Below are 20870 nucleotides of genomic sequence, written 5' to 3' on the forward strand. Positions count from 1 at the left end.
AGAGGATGGCTTGTCATGAACGAAATCGAAAAACGCATCCAGTCGATCGGTGTAGTACCGGTCATCAAGCTGAATAACCCCGAGCGCGACGCGGCTCCCCTGGCTAAGGCGCTGGTCGAGGGCGGCGTTCCGGTGGCAGAGGTCACATTCCGCGCGGCGGGCGCAGAAAAAGCAATCAAGGCCATGCGCGAAGCCTATCCCGATATGCTGGTCGGCGCCGGCACGGTGCTTACCATCTCCCAGGTGGATGAGGCGATCGCCGCAGGCGCACAGTTCATCGTCACACCCGGTATGGACCCCGATCTGGTGGCCTATTGCCAGAAAAAGGACATCGCCATCTTCCCCGGCTGCACCACGCCGACCGATTACCACACCGCCTATAAATTCGGCCTCGAGGTGCTCAAGTTCTTCCCCGCCGAACAGTCCGGCGGCCTAGCCAAGATCAAGGCGATGAGCGCGCCGTTCCCGATGTTCAAGGTCATGCCGACCGGCGGCATCTCGCTGAAAAATCTGGCGGAGTACGCCAAAACCCCGATCATCGCGGCCTGCGGCGGATCCTACATGGTCACCGCCGATCTGATCGACAACCAGAAGTGGGACGAGATCACCGACCTGTGCAAGCAGTCGGTCGCGATCGTGAAAGAGGCGCGCAATGCCTAAATTCGCGCTTGCCCATGTCGGCATCAATGCCGCGAACGAAGCGGAGGCTCGCAAAGCCGCCGAGTTGTTTGGCCTGCTGTTCGGCTTCGAGGTGAAGCCCGGCAACTCTTCCATTTTCGCAGGCGCGGGCATTGAGGTCATGAAAACGCCGTATAAAGGAAAAAACGGCCATATCGCCATCGGCACGCCCGACGTTGCCGAGGCCAAGGCCGAGCTTGAATCGCGTGGCTTCGCGTTTGACGAATCCACCGCCAAGTACAAGGCGGACAGTACGCTGAACGCCATTTATCTGACGGAGGAAATCTGTGGTTTTGCCGTCCATCTGGTCGGCAAGAAAGATATTTAGGAGGAGAACGGAATGAAAGTCGTAACCTTTGGCGAATTAATGGTTCGCCTGCAGCCCTATAACTATGAGCGGTTTTTACAGGCCGACCATCTGGAGTTTTCTTTTGGCGGCGGAGAGGCCAACGTGGCCGTTTCGCTCGCGAACTACGGTCTGGACGCCGCGTTTGTCACCAAACTGCCGGCGCACGCCATCGGCCAGGCGGCTGTCAACTCGCTGCGCCGCTACGGTGTGGACACCTCGATGATCGTGCGCGGCGGCGACCGTGTCGGCATTTACTATAACGAAAAGGGCGCCTCCCAGCGCGGCTCGGTCTGCATTTATGACCGCGCAAATTCCGCGATCCAGCTGGCTTCGGCTGCGGACTTCGACTGGAATAAGATTTTTGAGGGCGTGGACTGGTTCCACTTCACCGGCATCACCCCGGCGCTCGGCGCGAACGTAGTGGATATCTGCCGTGAAGCGTGCAAGGCAGCCAAAGCGCGCGGCGTCAAAATTTCGTGCGATTTGAACTACCGCGGCAAGCTCTGGACCCGCGACGAGGCGCGCGCGGCGATGACCGACCTGTGCCAGTACGTAGACGTGTGCATCTCCAACGAGGAGGACGCCAAGGACGTGTTTGGCATCGAAGCCGAGGCCACCGACATTTACGCGGGCGAAATCAACCGCGAGGGCTACAAGTCGGTCGCCAAGCAGCTCGCCGATAAGTTTGGCTTTGAGAAGGTCGCCATCACGCTGCGCGAATCCCACTCGGCTTCGGATAACGGCTGGAGCGCCATGCTGTATGACGCCGCTTCGGGCGAATACTGCTTCTCCAAGAAATACGAGCTGCGCATTATCGACCGCGTCGGCGGCGGCGATTCGTTCGGCGGCGGCCTGATCTACTCGCTGCTCACCGGAAAATCCACGCAGCAGGCTGTTGAGTTCGCGGTAGCCGCTTCCGCGCTTAAGCACACGATCGAGGGCGACTATAACATGGTCACCGTAGCCGAGGTCGAAAAGCTGGCCGGCGGCGACGGCTCAGGCCGTATCCAGCGCTGAATCCTGCTTAGAATTTGAAAAACCTCCCAAATTGATAAAAGCAGACCGCTCTACACCAGAGCGGTCTGTTTTTATATGGAATAACGGTTCCGTACAAAAAAAGCCAAACCTGAAAATCAGGTTCGGCTTTTTCATTTGGTGGAGAATAGCGGGATCGAACCGCTGACCTCCTGCATGCCATGCAGGCGCTCTCCCAGCTGAGCTAATCCCCCGTTGGGTTCTGCCGCCAATCCTGACGACAGAAATTATTATACTAGGCTACACCTGCGTTGTCAAGGATTTTCCGAAAATTCTTCACGCAATTTGAAATAGGCGCTTGCCGTTCTCAGTTGTGATCCGTTCTACCTCGGATACTGCCACTCCTTTCACCTCGGCGATCGCCTCCGCCATACGGTATACATACAGAGAAGAATTGCGGCGACCGCGGTACGGTTCGGGCGCCATATAGGGCGCGTCCGTTTCTACCATCAGTCGTTCGAGCGGTGCTTCGCGAATCACATCCAACGCCCGTTTCGCGTTCTTGAACGTAATGACACCTGTGAACGAGAGATAGTATCCCAGTTCCAGCAACTCCCGCGCCATCTCCACGCTGCCCGCGAAGCAGTGGTATACGCCGCGCACATGGGAAAACTCTTTCGTGATCGTCAGGCAGTCTGCGTGCGCGTCCCGGTCATGCACGATGACGGGCAGCAAAAGTTCTTCCGCCAGCGCCATCTGCGCGCGAAAAACCTCTTGCTGCACCGCGCGGCCCTCCGGATCCTTTTCCCAATAATAGTCGAGGCCGATCTCACCGATCGCCCGCACTTTGTGCTCATTCTGCGCCAGTTCTTTAATGACCAATAAGTCATTTTTCCAATTTTTGTTCCAATCTTCTGGATGGATCCCAACTGCAGCATATAAAAACGGGTATTTTTGTGCATAGCTCACTACCGTGCGACTGGACTCCAAGTCCACCGCGGGATTGAGGATCAGGCCGACATTGTTCGCCGGCATGGATGAGAGCAGTTCGTCACGGTCGCTGTCAAAGCGGTTATCGTCATAATGAGCATGGGTATCAAACAGCATGGTGTTGTCCTCCAAAAGCAAGCGGCAGGCCGCCGGATGGCAGCCCGCCGCTTCTCGTTTAACAGAATTTTGAACCTGCCTCGATCTTATCATCGAGCATGACCAGATTGAGCACGCCGTCCTTTTCCGCAGACAGCAGCATGCCGCAGCTTTCTTGCCCCATCATCTTGCGAGGCGGCAGATTGGTCACGGCGACTACCGTCTTTCCGACCAGTTCTTCAGCCTTGTAAAACTTGGCGATGCCGGATAGAATCTGGCGCGGCTTGCCTGAGCCGTCGTCAAGCTGGAATTTGAGCAGCTTTTCGCTCTTTTTCACGTTCTCGCACTTAAGCACCTTGCACACCGTCATATCGACCTTGCAGAACTCGTCAAACGTGATATCGGGCAGGAAGGTGACGGCGGGCGGGTTTTTGGCCGCATTCTCCTCCTCGATCTCGGCAAGTTTTTTCGGGATGTCAATGCGCTCGAACAGGATGGCCGCCTCGCCCACCGCGCCGCCAACAAGCGTTCCGCCAAAGGCCGCAAGGCTTTCCACGCCCTGATTCGGGACGCCGAGCTGCGCGAAGATCCTGTCTGCGGTTTCGGGCAGATAGGGCTTCAGCATAGCTGCTGCGAAGCGGATGGATTCGAGCAAGTTATACAGCACCGTACCGAGGCGCGATTTCTTCTCCTCGTCCTTGGCAAGCGCCCACGGCATCGTTTCATCGATATACTTATTCGAGCGGCGCAGCAGCGCAAAGATCTCATCCATCGCGTCCGCCACGTGCAGGTCGCTCATGCGCTTTTCAACCGCTGCGGGCAGCGCGAGCGCGAGGGCTTTCAGCTCCTCGTCAAGAGGCTCGGGCGCGGACGGCGCGGGAATAACGCCGCCGAAATACTTTTTGGTCATTGCGATCGTGCGGTTTACCAGGTTGCCGAGCACGTTCGCCAAATCGGAATTGATGCGTTCACAAATCAGTTCGTAGGAAATGACGCCGTCGTTTCCAAACGGCATTTCGTGAAGCACGTAGTAGCGCACCGCGTCCACGCCGAACAGCCGCACCAGATCGTCCGCGTAAATGACATTGCCGAGCGATTTGGACATCTTGCCGTCGCCCACGAGCAGCCACGGGTGGCCGAACACCTGCTTCGGCAGCGGTTCGCCAAGCGCCATCAGGAAGATGGGCCAGTAGATTGTGTGGAACCGGATAATGTCCTTGCCGATCAAATGCACATCGGCAGGCCAGAATTTTTTGTAGTGCCCGTCGTGGTTGCCATCGGGGTCGTAACCACAAAAGGTGATATAGTTGGTCAGCGCATCCAGCCAGACATAGACCACATGGCCGGGGTCAAAATCGACCGGGATGCCCCAGGAAAACGACGTGCGCGACACGCACAGATCCTGAAGCCCGGGTTTTAGGAAATTGTTGACCATCTCGTTTTTGCGGCTCTCGGGCTGAATGAACTCGGGATGCGTTTCAATGTGCTCCATCAGGCGGTCGGCATACTTGCTCATTTTGAAGAAGTATGCTTCCTCCTCTGCGTCCACGACCGGGCGGCCGCAGTCCGGACAGCAGCCGTCTTTCAGCTGGCTCTCGGTCCAAAACGATTCACAGGGCTTGCAGTATTTGCCTTTGTAGCTGCCCTTATAAATATCCCCCTGATCGTACAACTTTTTAAATATCTTTTGCACTTTCTTTTCGTGCACCGGGTCGGTCGTGCGCACGAACGCGTCGTAGGTCGTGTTCATCAGATCCCAGATGCGTTTGACCTCGGAAGCCACATTGTCGACGTGCTGCTGCGGCGAGATGCCGGCGGCTTCGGCCTTTTCCTGGATCTTCTGACCGTGCTCATCGGTGCCGGTCTGGAAATATACGTCGTATCCGGTCAGACGCTTATAACGTGCGATCGCGTCGGCCAGCACGATTTCATACGTGTTTCCGATATGCGGCTTGGCCGAGGTATAGGCGATCGCCGTCGATATATAATACGGTTTCTTTTCCATAACATTTCCGCTCCTTTTATTTCCCGTTCCCTCTTATTATAGCCAGAAAAGCCAGAAAACACAAGAGAAAAAAGCGGCAGGACGCTGTCCTGCCGCTTTTGGGGTGCCGGGGATTATTCGCCTGTCCGGCCAGCGTCATCCGAAGCATTGTCCGCGCTTCCGTCGTCCTCGGGGGATGCGGGCGCTTCTTCCGTCTGTTCGGGTTTAGGCTGCGGGGCGGGCGCCTGCGGCACTTCAGAAATCGGTGCCGAGGCGGGAGCCGAATAGAACGGCTGTGCGTACTCCGGCGCGGCCGCGTTCACGGACGGCCCCTTGAAGTATTCATATAGGCCGATAAACGAGGTGTTCACATATGTATTGACAAACGCGGACAGCACCACGTCGAGGCAAAGCCCCGCGATCACCGAAACGATAAGCACCGCAGCGCCGCTGCCCGGCCCGAGCAGCGCGATGCCGACGGCGCCGAGCGCGAAGCAGCCGTAAACAACGCCGAACATCAGCAGGTACCATAGGATAAAGCTAAGCGCGAAGACGACCAGCTTTCCATAATGTCCCTTGAACACATGGCTCGCCTCGCGGGTGGCGGCCCATACGCCGGTCTCCTCATCATTGTTGACGATCAGCCAGCCTGCCTGATAGGTCATGACCTTGATTTCGATCGGGATCATCGCGATCAGCAGCACAAAATAGCTTGCGAAGATAAAGCCCATCGGTGGCTCCACAGAGCCTCCGACTGCCGAGCTGATAATGACGGCTATGAACACGATCACCCAAAGGAGGACCGGCACGATGACCCACAGCAACGCGCGGAACGTCAGGCAGAACGACATTTTCATGCCAGTCCACAGCGAGCGCCCCGAAGTAAAGGGCTTAAACAGAATGCCGGCGTGCGGCTCCTCACCGTGGCGCAGGCCGATATAAAACTTCATCAGGCCGTATGTAAGCGGCCCGCTGATGATGACAGAAACCAGCGTAGCCACCCAGATCGTATTCATCGCACCATGCATCATGTTATTGACGATCACATTCGTCAGCATCTCATCCGTCAGCATCACGCCCGCCGAGGCCGCCGATACCAACGCGGAAAACAGCCCGCCATAAATCGCGACCACCATAATGACGGTCAGCAGTACGAACGGCAGCGCAAACAGAAACTGGATACCCACGCAGCTGCCCAGCCGTTCCTTGACCCGTGCCTTGCACTCCCTTTTGATGTCCTTGCGGACCTGTGCGGTATAATTCATGATTTGTCCTCCCCCTATTGTCAGGTGTCAATATCCTGTTCAGCCGGCGGCGCTTCTCCGCCGCCGGACGTTTCAGGCGTTTGCTCCCCGGACTGCTCCGGGTCTTTCGCGGGCGTTTCCGGTTTGGGTGCCTCGGGCTTCGGCTTCTCCGGCTCTATCGTGCCCACGTAAACGATCTTGTCGCGCGAATCATAGCGCGAGTTGTTGGCCAGCACCTCGGTCGTCTTGCCGTTTTCGGTGATCTGCTTATAGGTGCGGGTGGAATAGCCCGTGATGCCGCTCTGGTCGACGCGCGTCTGTCCGACCTTCATCGAATTGTCTTTTTTCTCCACGGTTTTAAAGCCATAGGTCTGCAAGACCTCTGTGCGCGTCTTGACCGACTTGTCTGACGTTTTCGTGCCGACGATCGTCATGATCATTTGCCCGTTCGACTGCTCGGCCAAAATCTTGACCGGATACGCCGTGTTGTTTTTAAAGCGGAAATCGAGCGATCCATAATCAACCGTCGCATCCTCGCCCAGAGGCGTGTAAGCAACAGTGAACGAATGGTTGGTGCGCTCTGTCACCTCCAAATCGGCGCGCAGCACCGCCATATACAGTGTCGAGGACGGCTGGCAGACGCCGCCGCCGAACTCCTCAATAATCTTGCCGTTAGCATACGCGCCGGCAGGCTTGTAGCCCCGCGCCTCGGAACGTTCGCCGACCACGCCGTTGTAGGAAAATTCGTCGCCCGGGTTCAAAATAGTCCCGTTAATGGCCTTTGCGGCCAGCCGGATATTATTGGTGCGCGGCACATTGCCCTCGTTGAGTTCGGTGGCAGTGCGCGCAAGCGTGTCGCGAAACAGCTTTTCCTTGAGGTCGGCCGCCGTGACCGCGGCCGCGGTCTTTTTAATCGGGATCGAATAGCTTTCGGCCGTCCCGTCCCCTACGATCTTTTTTGCTTCCTCCTGATCAAATTCAACGCCCGGCTTTTCCGGGATAATGGTCTTGCCATCCGCTTTGTCGACTGTTGCATTGACCGGCCCGCCGATGACGGCTTCCCCGATTTTATCCATGTCGATCTGCGGAGTCTCAGTCAGTTCGGTATCGACCTCGTAGGGCGCAAAATCCATCAAACAGATCTTATCCGCCAGCGCCTGCTCGACGGCCGCGCCGTCAAACTTGACGCCCGGCTTGCCCGCGTGGATGGTCATGGTGTCCTCGCCGATATCCCACGTCGGTTCGACCGGATCAGTCAGCGCTTCTTTTGCGATGTCCGTGAGGGCTTTGTTCAGGCCGTCCGCATCCACGGTCGCGGCGAGCTGCGCGTCGCCCTGTCCGGCAAGCGCCTTGACCATCTGCCAAATGCGCGAAAACGGGTTGCCCGTCCGTCCGATGGCGCGCGCGTTCTGCGCCGACTGCGCAGCGTCCACACCTTTCAGCACCGAGGCCACCGGGATATCGTAGGTCGTTTCGTAAATTTTCACGGAAACGTCGGCGTCCTCATAGAGCGGCGCGCTTTTTTCCTCAATGGCCCGCTCGGCCGCGGAAAGCGACATGCCGCCCACCGGGATCGAACCCGCCGTCACGCCGGGAAACACATTGGGATATAAATAGGTGAAGCCGCAAAGCAGCACAAACAGCAGCGCAATTACGCCGCCCACAATCGCACAGACCAGCGGCGCGCGGTTCTTTCCCTTTTCGGGCTTTGGCGCGGATTGCTGTTTTTGCACCGTATGCGCTCCTTTCTTCGGTTCCCTCTGATTGCCAAACATGCGCGTTCTCCTTTTCGCTGTCTATATATGCGCGGGATGCCTGCCGCAATACACAAAAGAAAACGGCGAACAAAGCGCCCGCCGTAATTCGACAAAATGCCTCCCGTTTATTATAGACCGCGGCAGTAGCACATTCAACAACAATTCGGTTAAATCCGTGCCGCGCGGCGGTTAAACGTTGAACCGGAACAGCACGACGTCGCCGTCCTGCATCACGTATTCCTTGCCCTCCGAACGCACAAGCCCCTTCTCCCGGGCGGCCGCGAGCGAGCCAAGCTCGATCAGATCCTTATAATTAATGACCTCGGCGCGGATAAAGCCCCGTTCAAAGTCCGTATGGATCTTGCCGGCGGCCTGCGGCGCCTTGGTGCCCTTTTCGATCGTCCATGCGCGCACTTCCTGCTCGCCCGCAGTCAGATAGCTCATCAGGCCGAGCAGGTCGTAGCATACTTTGATCAGGCGGTCGAGACCGGACTCATGCAGGCCGAGTTCGGACAGAAACATGTCCTTTTCCTCGTCGTCCATCGCGGCGATGTCCTCCTCGAGTTTGGCGCAGATGGGAAGCACCATCGCGCCCTCGTCCGCCGCGATCTGCTGCACGGCGGCGAGGCGCGCGTTCTCCTGCGCGTCGCCCGTGAAGCCCGCTTCGTCCATATTGGCGGCGTAGATCACCCGCTTGGCGGAAAGCAGATCGCTCTCGCCGACCACGCGATCCACATCCTCGTCCTCGCCGAAGTCTGGGAAAGTGCGTGCGGTCTTGCCCTCTTCCAGATGGCTCTTGAGCGCTTCCAGAACCTCTACGTCTTTCGCAAGCTTTTTATCTGCCTTGGCCGCTTTGCGCGTACGGTCGAGGCGGCGCTCCAGATGCTCGATGTCCGCAAGAATCAGTTCCAGGTTGATCGTTTCAATATCGCGCGCCGGATCGACCGAGCCTTCGACGTGTACGATGTTATCATTCTCAAAACAGCGCACAACATGCACGATCGCGTCGACTTCACGGATGTGGGACAAAAATTTATTTCCAAGCCCTTCGCCCTTGGACGCGCCGCGCACCAGCCCCGCGATGTCGACAAACTCGACGACCGCCGGCGTGGTCTTTTTGGCGTGGTACAGCTCGGTCAGCGGCGCGAGGCGCTCGTCCGGCACGGCCACCATGCCGACGTTAGGGTCGATCGTGCAGAACGGATAATTCGCGCTCTCCGCGCCCGCCTGCGTAATCGCGTTGAACAGCGTGGACTTGCCCACGTTGGGCAGGCCTACGATTCCGAGTTTCATAGAGGATTCCTCCCGTTATTTTGTCCGGGCCGTATACGCCCTGATTTTACAATAAATTCAGTATACCGCTTTCGCTGGAATTTTGCAATGTTTTGCGTTATACTGTTCATAACGCCAAGGAGGTGCCCGTCCATGCCAAGCTTCGCCACGCATCACATCTTCGCCGCCACCGTGCAGCGCGTCACGAGTGACGCAGTCGCCCACACTGCGGCCCTATATCCCGCGGCTTACCGTTGGGGCGCACAGGGTCCGGATCCGCTATATTATTATCATGCCCCGTTTGCGGGGCCGGTGGGCAAGCTTGCCCACCGGATGCATGAAACGCCGCCCGAAAAGCTGTTTGAAGGGCTGTGCGCCGCTGCGCAGGCGCAGCGGGACACTGCTGCGCTCGCCTACACATTCGGCTTCTGCACGCATTACGCGCTCGACCGCGTCACTCACGCGCTGATCGCGGCGCAGGCCGACCGCCTCGCGCTTTTCCTGCCCGGCTTTTCGGCCGAGGCACGCCGCCAGCTCGTCGGCTCGGATCTGGATGGCATCCTGATCGCCGAATATATTTCCGGCGACGCCCAGCACTTCGAGGCCTACCGCCTGCTTGACCCGCATGCCGCCGAATGCACCGTGTTCGCCAAAACCCTGTCTGCGGCGGCCAAGACCGCCTATGGTATGCGTCTGCCGCCCGCCACGGTCTACCGCGCGCTGCACGATATGCGCCGCGCGCTGCACCTTGCGCATACAGGCAGCCACGCGCTTCCTCACGTCCAGCGGGTGGAGCGTATGGTCGGCAAGGCCGGGCTGGCCTCGGCGCTCATCCGGCCTGCCGAGCCGCTCGCGGCCGACTGCGCCAACACCGCGCACCGCCCGTGGTCGGCCGATGGGCAGGAACGCACCGATTCATTCTTTGATTTGTTCGACGCTGCCGTGCCGCTCGCGGTTTCGCTCCAACGCGCCGTGCTTGAACGCTATTATCAGCAAAAACCCCTTGATCCGCGATTTTTCCCCACGGATTTCCGGGGCAGCAAACCGAAAATTTAAAAAAACGCGAACTTGTCGACAGGTTTCGTATGACTTCGCCGCGCATCCCTCGTATGCTATCCGTTGTTACCAAACTGTAACCTCGGATCTTGAAAGGAGGGATCGTGGAGGACCCCATCCTCCATGCGAACTGTTATGCGAAACCTGTTTCATTTTTTGGAAGGCCTGCTTTCCGGCCTGCTTTACGCGGTGGTGCGCGGCGTGCTGCTGCTCGACGCGTTCATCTGCGCGGTATACGATCTGCCAATCTGGCGTGTGATTGGGCGCGGCGTCTACCGCGTCGGGCACAACCGCGCTATGTGCGCGCTCGCCGTCTTTCTGCCCTGCTTTGTCCTGCCGGGCGCGGCGCTGACCCAGACGGGCACGCTGGTCTCGGTCGGCGGCAGCCCGCTGGGTATGATCGAAAACCCGGACATGCTCTCCGCGGCGGTCAGCGAGATCGAATCCGGCGCGCAGAGCCTTGCCGGCGGCGACTATGCACTGCCGCTCTCGATCGACTACAAGGTGACGCGCGGCACCGCCGACCAGTTCCTGACATATGGCGAGCTGCGCGACACGCTGGTCGAAGCCGCTCCGGGACTGGACACGCTGGCCGTTATCTCGGTCGATGGACAGAAAGCCGGCGTGTGCCGCTCGGTGGACGACGCGCAAACGCTGCTCGACCGCATCAAATCCAAGTACACCACCGCGACTGACCAGAGCGCCGAGTTTATTCAGGCCGTGCGCGTGCAGAGCGTCATCGCACCGACCGAGCTCGTGAGCGATTTCGGTGCGCTGTACGACGACCTGTCGCCCCGACTCGACGTGACCGCGACGCGCTCGGTGACCTACACGGAGGACATCCCCTTTGAGACGGTCACCAAAGAAAACGATACGCTCGACCAGACCTATAAGGCCACGCTGCAAGAGGGCCGCAAGGGCGAGGCGGTCGTCACCGCCGAAATCACGACCGTGGACGGCTCGGAGCATGACCGCACAGTGCTCGAACGCAAGGTGCTCAGCCCGGCGCAGAACGAGGTTGTCGAGGTCGGCACCAAAAACGTCGGCATTGGCACGGGCACGCTCGATTATCCGCTCACAAGCTATACGTTTACTTCGGCGTTCAAATGGCGCTGGGGACGGCTGCACGGCGGCGTTGATCTGGCGGTTGAAGAAGGCACGCCGGTATACGCGGCGGACAACGGCAAGGTCATTTTTGCCGGGGACGGCGGCGGATATGGCAACTATGTCATTCTCGATCACCAGAACGGCATGAAGACGCTCTATGGGCACAACTCGCAGCTTTTGGTGCAAACGGGCGACGTGGTCGCCAAGGGCGACAAAATCGCTCTTTCGGGCAACACGGGCAACTCGACCGGCCCGCACCTGCATTTTGAGGTGATGATCGACGACGAGAAGGTCGATCCGCAGGGGTATTTGGCTTTCTCTTAACTGTAAAGGGAACGTCGCGGTGCGCAGGCCGCGTATCTCCTCCGTGCCGGACACCCGACAAAAAAGCTCCCCATTTGGGGAGCTTTTTCTTTTATCGCTTGTTCGACCGTTTCCAAATATGCATCTTTTCCGCGTCCGCGATCAGGCTTTCGCGGAAGTCCGGGTGTGCGACCGAAATGAGCGCCTCCGCGCGCTGCCACGAGGACAGACCCTTGAGGCACACCTTGCCGTACTCGGTGACGAACCAGTGCACATTGGGCCGTGCGTCCGTCACGACAGAGCCGTCTTGAAGCGTTGGACGGATACGGCTGGCGAGCGTGCCGTCTTTCTGCTGAAACGTCGACGAGCAGCAGATGAAGCTCTTGCCGCCCTTGGAAAGATACGCGCCGAGGACAAAATCGAGCTGGCCGCCCGCGCCCGAGATCTGCTTAACGCCCGCGGTCTCGGCGTTCACCTGCCCGAACAGGTCAATATCGACCGCGTTATTGATGGAGATGAAATTGTCGATCTGCGCGATCGTGCGCGCGTCGTTCGTATAAGACACGGGCGCAGCCATGACCGCCGGGTTATTGTCCACATAGTCGTAGAGCTTCTTTGTGCCCGCGCCGAACGCGAACACTTCCCTGCCCTTGTCAATCGTCTTTTGCAGTCCGGTGATCTTACCCGCGCGCGCAATGTCCACAAATGCGTCGACATACATTTCCGTATGTACGCCCAGATCCTTTAAATCGGACTCGGCGATCATCGAACCGACCGTATTGGGCATGCCGCCGATGCCAAGCTGCAGGCACGCGCCGTTCGGGATTTCCTCCACGATCAGCTTTGCCACCGCGCGGTCAACGTCGGTCGGCGCGCCGCCCGCGCCCATTTCGGCGATCGGCGGGTTATTGCCCTCGACGATCATGCTCACCTCCGAAATATGGACAGCTTCCTCCATGCCGCCCAGGCAGCGCGGCATGTTGCGGTTTACCTCGACAATGACCACGTCCGCCACGTCGCAAACCGCTTTCATGTGCGAGGCGTTGGGGCCAAAGCTGAAAAAGCCGTGCTCGTCCATCGGCGCTACTTGGAACATCGCCACGTCCAAATGGCCGATATGCTCGCGGTAATAGCGCGGCAGCTCGGAATAGCGCAGCGCGCCGTAATAGCCGAAGCCCGCCGTGCAGGCCTTGCGCTCCACGCCTGACATGTGCCACGAATTCCAGGTCATATGTGCGGCGGGGTCGTCAATTTTATAGATCTCCGGAACCCACATTAAAATGCCGCCGCGGAAATGAACATCGTGCAGTTCCGGCAGGCGCCCCGCCAGCGCCGCGTCCAGCGCGACCGGCGTGCCCGTGCACCAGCCGTAATCCACCCAATCGCCTGATTTGACCGCCCTGACCGCCTCGTCCGCCGAAGTCAGCTTCTTCTGATAAAGCGCTGTATAATCCATTGCCATGACCTCCTATTGTTTTTTATTTAACAATCATGTGTCCATTATACTCTGTTTGCCTAACGAGGTCAACCAAATAAAACTCTTGATTTTCTCGAATAAAGTGGTACAATGGTAAATGACTTTAGCATGGAAATCTAGGAGGAAATGTATGAAGACCAAAAAGTATCTGTCCCTGCTGTTGGCGGGCGCGATGTGCGCTTCCCTGCTGGCAGGCTGCGGCGCCGGCAAAGAGGATGCCGCCGGTGCACCGGACGCTGGCAAGCCGGATGACACGGCCGCTGTCAGCGAACTACAAGCCATCAAGGACGCGGGCAAAATCAAGATCGGCTATACGGAATATCCCCCGATCAACTTCACGGATGAGGCCACCGGCGAGCTGACCGGCTTTGACACCGAGTTTGCCAAAGCTGTAAGCGAAAAGCTTGGCGTGGAAGCAGACTTTATCGAAATCGTCTGGGACACCAAGAACGTCGAGCTGGAAAGCGGCAATATCGACTGCATCTGGAACGGCATGACCATTACCGACGACCTCAAGGCCGCGTTCGCCATCTCCGACCCTTACGCGCAGAACACGCAGGTGGTCATCACCAAGGCGGAGAACAAGGATACATATGCGGATTACGCCAATCTCGAGGGAAAGACGGTTGTCGTCGAGGCCGGCTCGGCCGCGCAGAGCGTTGCGGAAGAGGATGAGCACCTGAAAAACGCGAACATCGTCACCGTGACCAAGCAGACCGACGCGCTGCTCGAGGTCAAATCGGGCACGGCAGACGCCGCCATCTTCGACCAGACCATGGCGGACACCATGCTGGGCGAGGGCACCGACTTTGCCGACCTGACCGTATGCGGCATCTTCCATAAGGAAGAGTACGGTATCGCGTTCCGCAAGGACAGCGACCTGTGCACCGAAGTCAACAAGATCATGGCCGAGCTTAAGGAAGACGGCACGCTCCCCGCGCTTGCGGAGAAATACGGCCTGACGCTTGCATAAACAAAATTAAATTTTCCAAACGGGACAGCATTTTTTTGCTGCCCCGCTTGGCTTTGTTTGGAGGAGTATGAACCGGTATGTCCAGTTCCGTCATTTTATCCAAACTTCTTGAAAGTTTTGGTATCAACTGCACAATTTTCTTTGTGACGCTGCTCTGTGCGCTGCCTTTCGGCCTGCTGATCGCGTTCGGCGCGATGAGCAGGTTCAAACCGCTCGCCTGGCTGATCAAGACCTTTGTGTGGATCATCCGCGGTACGCCGCTGATGCTACAGATCATTTTTATCTATTATGGCCCAGGCCTGCTCCAGTGGGGGCAGCCCTGGCGCGAACTCGGTAACACGGGCCGCGTGGTCGCCGCGTGCGTAGCGTTTGTTATTAACTACGCGTGCTATTTTTCCGAGATTCTGCGCGGCGGCATCCAATCCATCCCGCGCGGGCAGTATGAGGCCGGGCAGGTGCTCGGCATGACTAAGCCGCAGATCTTCTTTAAAGTAACGCTGCTGCAGGTCGTTAAGCGGGTCATCCCGCCGATGGGCAACGAATTTATGACGCTCATTAAGGATACCGCGCTCGCCAACATCATCGCGAGCAAAGAAATTATCATGATGAGTAAGGAGTTCATCAACAAGGGCCTGATTTGGCCGTTGTTTTCCACCGCGGTCTTTTTCCTGGTCTTCTGCGGCATACTGACGCTGCTGTTCGGCTGGCTGGAAAAGAAACTCGATTATTTCCGCGTGTAAAGGAGGGAAAAGCATGCCTATTTTGGAAGTACAGCACATTAATAAAAGCTTTGGGCAGACCAAAGTTTTGAGCGACATCAGCTTTTCGCTCGAACGAGGACAGGCACTTGCCATCATCGGTTCTTCTGGTTCCGGCAAGACCACCCTGCTGCGCTGCCTCAATTTTTTGGAAACACCCGACGGCGGGCGCATCCGCGTGGACGGCGAAACGCTGTTTGACGCGGCCGACCAGATCTCTTATACCGACGCGCAGATCCGCAAGAAGCGCCTGCATTTCGGCATGGTGTTCCAGTCGTTTAACCTGTTTCCGCAGTATACGGCGCTGCAAAACGTCATGCTGGCTGGCCAGCTGCTCGCAAAAGAACGCCCGGATTTCCAGCAGAATAAAAAGGAAATTTTTTCCGAAATTGAGCAAAACGCCCGTGATCTGCTCGCGCAGATGAGCCTGTCCGACCGTGCCGAACACTACCCGCACCAGTTGTCCGGCGGTCAGCAGCAGCGCGTCGCCATTGCCCGCGCTCTCGCCTTGAACCCTGATATCCTCTGCTTTGACGAGCCCACCTCAGCGCTCGACCCCGAGCTGACGGGCGAGGTGCTGCGCGTGATCCGTGAACTGGCTGACAAGCATACCACAATGATCATCGTCACCCATGAAATGGATTTTGCGCGCGATGTGGCCGACCATGTTGTGTTTATGGATGGGGGCGTGGTCGTCGAGGAGGGCCGGCCCGAAGAGATTTTTGGACATACCCAAAATGAGCGGACAAAGGCATTTCTGCACCGTTTTTCACAAAACAGCTAAAGAACGGAAATCTTCCTAAAAACTTTTCAGCGAATTTGCCCAAATCCCCGTTTACAAATCGAATAAAATACGATAAAATAGTCACGCAGCACCCGGACAGGTTGTTTATCTCGTCTTTTTATACAGCAAACGGTGGTTAAATTTTGGTGAATTTTTTGTGCGTTTGTGTTGAAGTTGTGGCGTGCGTTTGCTACAATAGAGGCACAGGCAATCCCGCCTTGTAACAGGAATAAAAAGCCGCAGGGCCTTTTATAAAAATTTTAGAAACGGAGATGTTCAATTATGGCTATGGATTCTTTCAGCGCCTCCCTGATGAAGGACAAGAGAGAGATCATTATTGCCCCCACCATCTACAAGTTTGCGAACTTCGGCGAGTTTGCTCAGGAGTTTTCCCTCGGCGAGCGCGACGTGGTTCTGACCAATGAGTTCATCTACAAGCCCTTCATGGAGCAGTACAATCTGGCCTGCCAGTTTGTATTCCAGGAGAAGTTCGGTGTTGGCGAGCCCTCCGAGGCTATGATCGAGACCATGTACGAGACCATCCCGTACGACTCCTACGATCGCGTTATCGCCATCGGCGGCGGCGCGATCATGGACCTTTGCAAGCTGCTCGGCTGCAAGCGTCCCGATACGGTACATAATCTGTACTTCAAGCGTTTCCCGGTAGAGCATGAGAAGGAAGTCATCGCGATCCCGACCACCTGCGGCACGGGTTCCGAAGTGACCAACATTTCGGTCGCCATCGTCAAGGACGAAAAGGACGGCCAGCTGACCGGCGGCGAGACCAAGCTCGGTCTGGTTTCGGATGATATCATCCCGAACAAGGTCTGCCTGATTCCCGACCTGCTCAAGACCCTGCCCTACAAGCCGTTCGCTTCTTCCGCGATCGACGCGCTCATCCACGCCACCGAGTCCTACCTGTCTCCCTCGCGCAAGACCATGACGAGCGAGCTGTTCTCGGTCAAGGCCATGGAGATGATCCTCAAGGGCTTCGTCATGATCGGCGAGAAGGGCCCTGACGCCCGTCTGGACTACCTCGACGAGTACGTTACCGCTTCGCTGTATGCCGGCGTCGCGTTCCTGAAGGCAGGCTGCGCGACCGTGCACGGCATGTCGTTCCCGCTCGGCGGCACCTACCATGTACCGCACGGCGAATCCAACTACGCCCTGTTCGGCAAGATCCTTGAGATCTACGACGAAATCAAGCCCGATGGCGAGCTGATGAACTTCAAGAAGCTGGTCGCCAGCATCCTCGGCGGCAAGCCCGAGGACGCCATTGCCACCCTCAACGCGCTGCTCGAGAAGGTTCTGCCGCTCAAGCCGCTGCATGAGTACGGCTTCAAGGAAGAGGATATCACCGGCTTCCCGGAATCCGTTATGATCAACCAGCAGCGCCTGATCACCAACTCCTATGTTCCGATGACCAAGGAGCTTATGGAGCGCGTTTACCGCGAGTGCTTCTAATCTGACATTCGATACGCCTGACAGAAAGGGCGGGGAACCCCGCGTTCCCCGCTCTTTTTCAAATTCCCAAGCCTAAAAGAGAAAGGATATTTGATCATTATGATGACCAAAGACCAATATATCGAATCGCTCCGGGGACTCAAGCTGAACCTTTATATGTTCGGTGAAAAAGTGGAGAACCCGGTCGATCATCCGATCATCCGCCCGTCGCTGAACTCCTTTGCCGCTACCTATGAGCTGGCGGAGGATCCGCAGTATCAGGATCTGATGACTGCTAAAAGCCACATCTCGGGCAAGCAGATCAACCGCTTCACCCATATGCACCAGTCTACTGACGACCTGATCAAAAAGGTCAAGATGCAGCGCCTGCTCGGCCAGAAGACGGCCGCGTGCTTCCAGCGCTGCGTGGGTATGGACGCGATGAACGCCGTGTTCTCCTCGACCTATGAGATCGACGAGGCCTGCGGCACCTCCTACCACAAGAACTTCCTCAACTTCCTCACCCGCGTGCAGGACGAGGATCTCGCTGTCGACGGCGCAATGACCGACGTCAAGGGCGACCGCAGCCTGGCCCCCTCGCAGCAGGCCGACCCCGACCTGTTCGTGCACGTGGTCGAGCGCACGGCGGACGGCGTTTACGTCACCGGCGCCAAGGCGCACCAGACAGGCTTTGTCAACTCGCACGAAGTGCTGGTTATGCCGACCATCTCGATGCGCGAGGGCGACGAGGACTACGCGATTTCGTTCGCTGTCCCGACCGACGCCGACGGCATCACGCTGATCTACGGCCGCCAGTCGTGCGACACGCGCAAGACCGAAGAATATAACGACATCGACGTGGGCAACAAGATGTACGGCGGCCACGAAGTGCTGGTCATTTTCGACCGCGTCTTCGTTCCGAACGACCGCATCTTCTTAAACGGCGAAGTCAAGTTTGCCGGCATGATCGTTGAGCGCTTCGCGGGCTACCATCGCCAGTCCTACGGCGGCTGTAAGGTCGGCGTGGGCGACGTGCTCATCGGCGCGACCGCGCTCGCGGGCGACATGGCGGGCTCGGCCAAGGCGAGCCACGTCAAGGATAAGCTGATCGAGATGACCCACCTGAATGAAACGCTGTACTGCTGCGGCATCGCGTGCTCGTCGCAGGGCAGCAAAACCAAGGCGGGCAACTATTTGATCGACCTGCTGCTGGCGAACGTCTGCAAGCAGAACGTCACCCGCTTCCCGTATGAGATCGCGCGCCTCGCGCAGGATCTGGCGGGCGGCCTGATGGTAACCCAGCCCTCCGAGGCGGACTACCGCAATCCCAAGCTCCAGCCCTACATCGAGAAATACCTCAAGGGTGTGGCTTCGGTTCCGACCGAGGACCGCATGCGCGTGCTCCGTCTGATCGAGAACCTGACGATGGGCACCGCCGCCGTCGGCTACCTGCCCGAGTCCATGCACGGCGCGGGCTCTCCGCAGGCACAGCGCATCATGATTGCCCGTCAGTCCAATATGGAAATGAAAAAGGATCTGGCCAAGAAGATCGCTCGCATCAAGTAATCTTGAGCATCATCATAGGCACTCATGGAGCACCCTCTGTGAGTGCCTATGTTTGCGATATGACGAAAAAAGGGGGATATCGGCGCTATGCTGCGCTGCACAGTAAAATTTTGCGGCGGCTGCAATCCGCGGTACGACCGCGGGGCGGTGTATGAGACCGTGCGCGCCTCCCTATCCGGCGATGCCCAGTTCGGATATCCCGAGCCGGACGCGCATTACGACGTACTGCTGATCGTGCGGGGCTGCACCGGCTGCCCCTACCTCTATGAGGAGATAAACGCCGATCACCGCATGGTGATTGACGAGGCCGGACAGATGCCGACGGTCATACAACAGATAAAGCAGATTTCGTCTGACAAAAGAGGAGGATGATCATCATGAAGAAAGTAAACATTATCACCGCGGAGGAGGCCGCGCTCCGGGTCCAGGACGGCGACACCATCGCCACCGGCGGCTTTGTATCGTGCGCCTGCCCGGAGACCCTGTCCAAGGCGCTGGAAAAGCGCTTTGTCGAGACCGGGCATCCGAAAAACCTGACCCTGTTTTACGCTGCGGGCCAAGGCTTCCGCGGTACGCCCGGCTCTGGCGGTGACCATTTTGCGCACGAAGGCATGGTCAAACGCGTGGTCGGCGGCCACTGGGACCGTGCGCCCGGGCTGGGCAAGCTTGCGCTGGAAAACAAGATCGAGGCATACAATCTGCCCCAGGGCGTCATTACCCACATGTACCGCGATATTGCGGCGCACAACATCGGCACGATCACCCATGTCGGCCTCTATACCTTCGCCGACCCGCGCAACGGCGGCGGCAAGCTCAACGACGTGACCAAAGAAGACCTGGTCAAAATCGTGAACATCGAGGGCGAGGAGCGTCTGCTTTACAAGGGCTTCCCCATCAACGTCGTCTTCCTGCGCGCCTCCTACTGCGACGAGCGCGGCAACTGCACCGTGCACCGCGAGGTCGGCCCGCTGGACGTGACCGCTATGGCGCAGGCGTGTAAAAACTCGGGCGGCAAAGTCATCGTACAAGTCGAAAAAATTGTCGCGGCTGGCTCACTTGACCCCAAGCTGGTCAAGATTCCCGGCATCTATGTAGACGCTGTTGTCGTCGGCACCGAAGAGGACAATATGCAGTGCATCGGCGTGCCGTATGACGGCGCGGCCGCGGGCGAATACACCATTCCGCTCGACGCGATCCCGTCCATCCCGCTCAACCAACGCAAGGTCGTCGCCCGCCGCGCTGCCATGGAGCTGCCCAACGACGCGATCGTCAACCTGGGCACCGGTATGCCCGAGCAAATCGCCAACGTAGCCGCGGAGGAAGGCATTGCGGACAAAATGACCCTGACCGTCGAGGCCGGCCCGATCGGCGGCATCCCCCTGGCAGGCCCGCAGTTTGGCGCATCCGCCAACGCGGAGGCAATCCTAGAGCACAACGTGCAGTTCGACTTTTACCAGGGCGGCGGCCTGGATATCGCATTCCTCGGCCTTGCCGAGACCGCGCCCAACGGCGACCTGAACGTTTCCAAGTTTGGCACCCGCCTTGCCGGCTCGGGCGGCTTTGTCGATATCACCCAGAATGCCAAGAAGGTCTGCTACTGCGGCACTTTCACCGCCAAGGGCCTGAAGGTCGAGGTGGCTGACGGGCAGATTAAGATCCTGCAGGAAGGCGAAAAGAAGAAATTTGTCAAGGAAGTCGAACATATCACCTTCTCGGGCGTCTACGCCAACAAGGTCGGCCAGCCCGTGCTGTACATTACCGAGCGCTGCGTATTCGAGCTGCGCCCCGAAGGCGTGACGCTGATCGAGATCGCCCCCGGCATCGACCTGCAGACCCAGATCCTCGACCAGATGGAGTTCAAGCCGCAGATCGCGGACGACCTCAAGCTGATGGATGCCCGCATCTTCCGCGACGAGCTGATGGGTCTGGCGGACGAATAAGTCAAACGGTTGCTTTTCGGTTTTGTTTTGCCTCTGTGCTGTGCAGATGTTGAGTAATTTGTTTATTATTTAACAAACTTTTTTGAAACCCCTTGCATTTCCCGCACAGTTTGATAAA

The 20870-nt window shown here is 57.9% G+C and carries 17 protein-coding genes, 1 tRNA gene and 1 pseudogene; 12 read left to right on the forward strand and 7 right to left on the reverse strand.

Annotated features, from left to right (window positions below):
- The first annotated feature begins 15 nt into the window (after positions 1–15).
- From eda to SO058_RS08790, 3 genes are read left to right on the forward strand one after another with little or no spacing between them, the layout of a single operon-like run.
- Complete coding sequence (gene eda / locus SO058_RS08780) at positions 16–660, forward strand: bifunctional 4-hydroxy-2-oxoglutarate aldolase/2-dehydro-3-deoxy-phosphogluconate aldolase (RefSeq protein ID WP_320842621.1); 645 nt, start codon at positions 16–18, stop codon at positions 658–660.
- Complete coding sequence (locus SO058_RS08785) at positions 653–1006, forward strand: VOC family protein (RefSeq protein ID WP_320842622.1); 354 nt, start codon at positions 653–655, stop codon at positions 1004–1006. The genes eda and SO058_RS08785 overlap by 8 nt, the downstream gene beginning before the upstream one ends.
- Before the next feature lie 12 nt (positions 1007–1018).
- Positions 1019–2044 carry a sugar kinase gene (locus SO058_RS08790; protein ID WP_320842623.1) on the forward strand — a complete coding sequence of 342 codons (1026 nt, stop codon included), beginning with the start codon at positions 1019–1021 and terminating at the stop codon, positions 2042–2044.
- Positions 2045–2180: 136 nt separating this feature from the next.
- Here the strand turns inward: SO058_RS08790 and SO058_RS08795 are convergent.
- The 6 genes from SO058_RS08795 to ychF form a co-directional block, all read right to left on the reverse strand.
- Positions 2181–2256 (reverse strand) — tRNA-Ala (locus tag SO058_RS08795).
- Between the two features lie 82 nt (positions 2257–2338).
- The gene (locus tag SO058_RS08800) at positions 2339–3109 is read right to left on the reverse strand and encodes a TatD family hydrolase (protein ID WP_320842624.1); all 771 of its coding nucleotides are present in this window, start codon (positions 3107–3109) and stop codon (positions 2339–2341) included.
- A 58-nt stretch (positions 3110–3167) separates the two neighbouring features.
- Entirely contained in the window at positions 3168–5093 is a 1926-nt protein-coding gene (gene metG / locus SO058_RS08805) for a methionine--tRNA ligase (RefSeq protein ID WP_320842625.1), read from the reverse strand.
- A 113-nt stretch (positions 5094–5206) separates the two neighbouring features.
- Positions 5207–6337 carry a DUF975 family protein gene (locus SO058_RS08810; protein ID WP_320842626.1) on the reverse strand — a complete coding sequence of 377 codons (1131 nt, stop codon included), beginning with the start codon at positions 6335–6337 and terminating at the stop codon, positions 5207–5209.
- Between the two features lie 20 nt (positions 6338–6357).
- Positions 6358–8049 carry a VanW family protein gene (locus tag SO058_RS08815; RefSeq protein WP_320842627.1) on the reverse strand — a complete coding sequence of 564 codons (1692 nt, stop codon included), beginning with the start codon at positions 8047–8049 and terminating at the stop codon, positions 6358–6360.
- 213 nt (positions 8050–8262) lie between these two features.
- Positions 8263–9366, reverse strand: a complete 1104-nt coding sequence (gene ychF / locus SO058_RS08820) for a redox-regulated ATPase YchF (protein WP_320842628.1) — start codon at positions 9364–9366, stop codon at positions 8263–8265.
- Between the two features lie 132 nt (positions 9367–9498).
- On the opposite strand from ychF, the gene SO058_RS08825 reads away from it, so the two are divergent.
- Complete coding sequence (locus SO058_RS08825) at positions 9499–10401, forward strand: zinc dependent phospholipase C family protein (protein ID WP_320842629.1); 903 nt, start codon at positions 9499–9501, stop codon at positions 10399–10401.
- A 123-nt stretch (positions 10402–10524) separates the two neighbouring features.
- Positions 10525–11832 (forward strand): M23 family metallopeptidase, encoded by a 1308-nt coding sequence (locus SO058_RS08830; protein WP_320842630.1) that lies wholly within the window; start codon positions 10525–10527, stop codon positions 11830–11832.
- A 91-nt stretch (positions 11833–11923) separates the two neighbouring features.
- Here SO058_RS08830 and SO058_RS08835 read toward each other — a convergent pair whose 3' ends face one another.
- Positions 11924–13267, reverse strand: a complete 1344-nt coding sequence (locus SO058_RS08835) for a butyryl-CoA:acetate CoA-transferase (protein WP_320842631.1) — start codon at positions 13265–13267, stop codon at positions 11924–11926.
- 151 nt (positions 13268–13418) lie between these two features.
- Between SO058_RS08835 and SO058_RS08840 the strand changes: the two genes are divergently transcribed.
- The 7 genes and pseudogenes from SO058_RS08840 (at position 13419) to SO058_RS08870 (ending at position 20752) form a co-directional block, all read left to right on the forward strand.
- Positions 13419–14261: a transporter substrate-binding domain-containing protein gene (locus tag SO058_RS08840; protein ID WP_320842632.1), complete on the forward strand. Its 843-nt coding sequence runs from the start codon at positions 13419–13421 to the stop codon at positions 14259–14261.
- A gap of 77 nt (positions 14262–14338) precedes the next feature.
- Positions 14339–15001, forward strand: coding sequence for an amino acid ABC transporter permease (locus SO058_RS08845; RefSeq protein ID WP_320842633.1), 663 nt, complete (start codon positions 14339–14341; stop codon positions 14999–15001).
- A gap of 52 nt (positions 15002–15053) precedes the next feature.
- Positions 15054–15803, forward strand: a pseudogene (locus SO058_RS08850) (amino acid ABC transporter ATP-binding protein); the annotation flags it as partial.
- Between the two features lie 282 nt (positions 15804–16085).
- Positions 16086–17267 carry a 4-hydroxybutyrate dehydrogenase gene (locus tag SO058_RS08855; RefSeq protein WP_320842635.1) on the forward strand — a complete coding sequence of 394 codons (1182 nt, stop codon included), beginning with the start codon at positions 16086–16088 and terminating at the stop codon, positions 17265–17267.
- Positions 17268–17366: 99 nt separating this feature from the next.
- On the forward strand, positions 17367–18812 hold the full coding sequence (locus SO058_RS08860) for a 4-hydroxyphenylacetate 3-hydroxylase family protein (protein ID WP_442872240.1): 1446 nt from the start codon (positions 17367–17369) through the stop codon (positions 18810–18812).
- 87 nt (positions 18813–18899) lie between these two features.
- Positions 18900–19184: a hypothetical protein gene (locus tag SO058_RS08865; RefSeq protein ID WP_320842636.1), complete on the forward strand. Its 285-nt coding sequence runs from the start codon at positions 18900–18902 to the stop codon at positions 19182–19184.
- A gap of 5 nt (positions 19185–19189) precedes the next feature.
- Entirely contained in the window at positions 19190–20752 is a 1563-nt protein-coding gene (locus SO058_RS08870) for an acyl CoA:acetate/3-ketoacid CoA transferase (protein ID WP_320842637.1), read from the forward strand.
- The last annotated feature ends 118 nt before the right edge of the window (positions 20753–20870 follow it).

The sequence above is a fragment of the Agathobaculum sp. genome (genome assembly GCF_034098985.1).
In the GTDB taxonomy this organism is placed as follows: domain Bacteria; phylum Bacillota; class Clostridia; order Oscillospirales; family Butyricicoccaceae; genus Agathobaculum.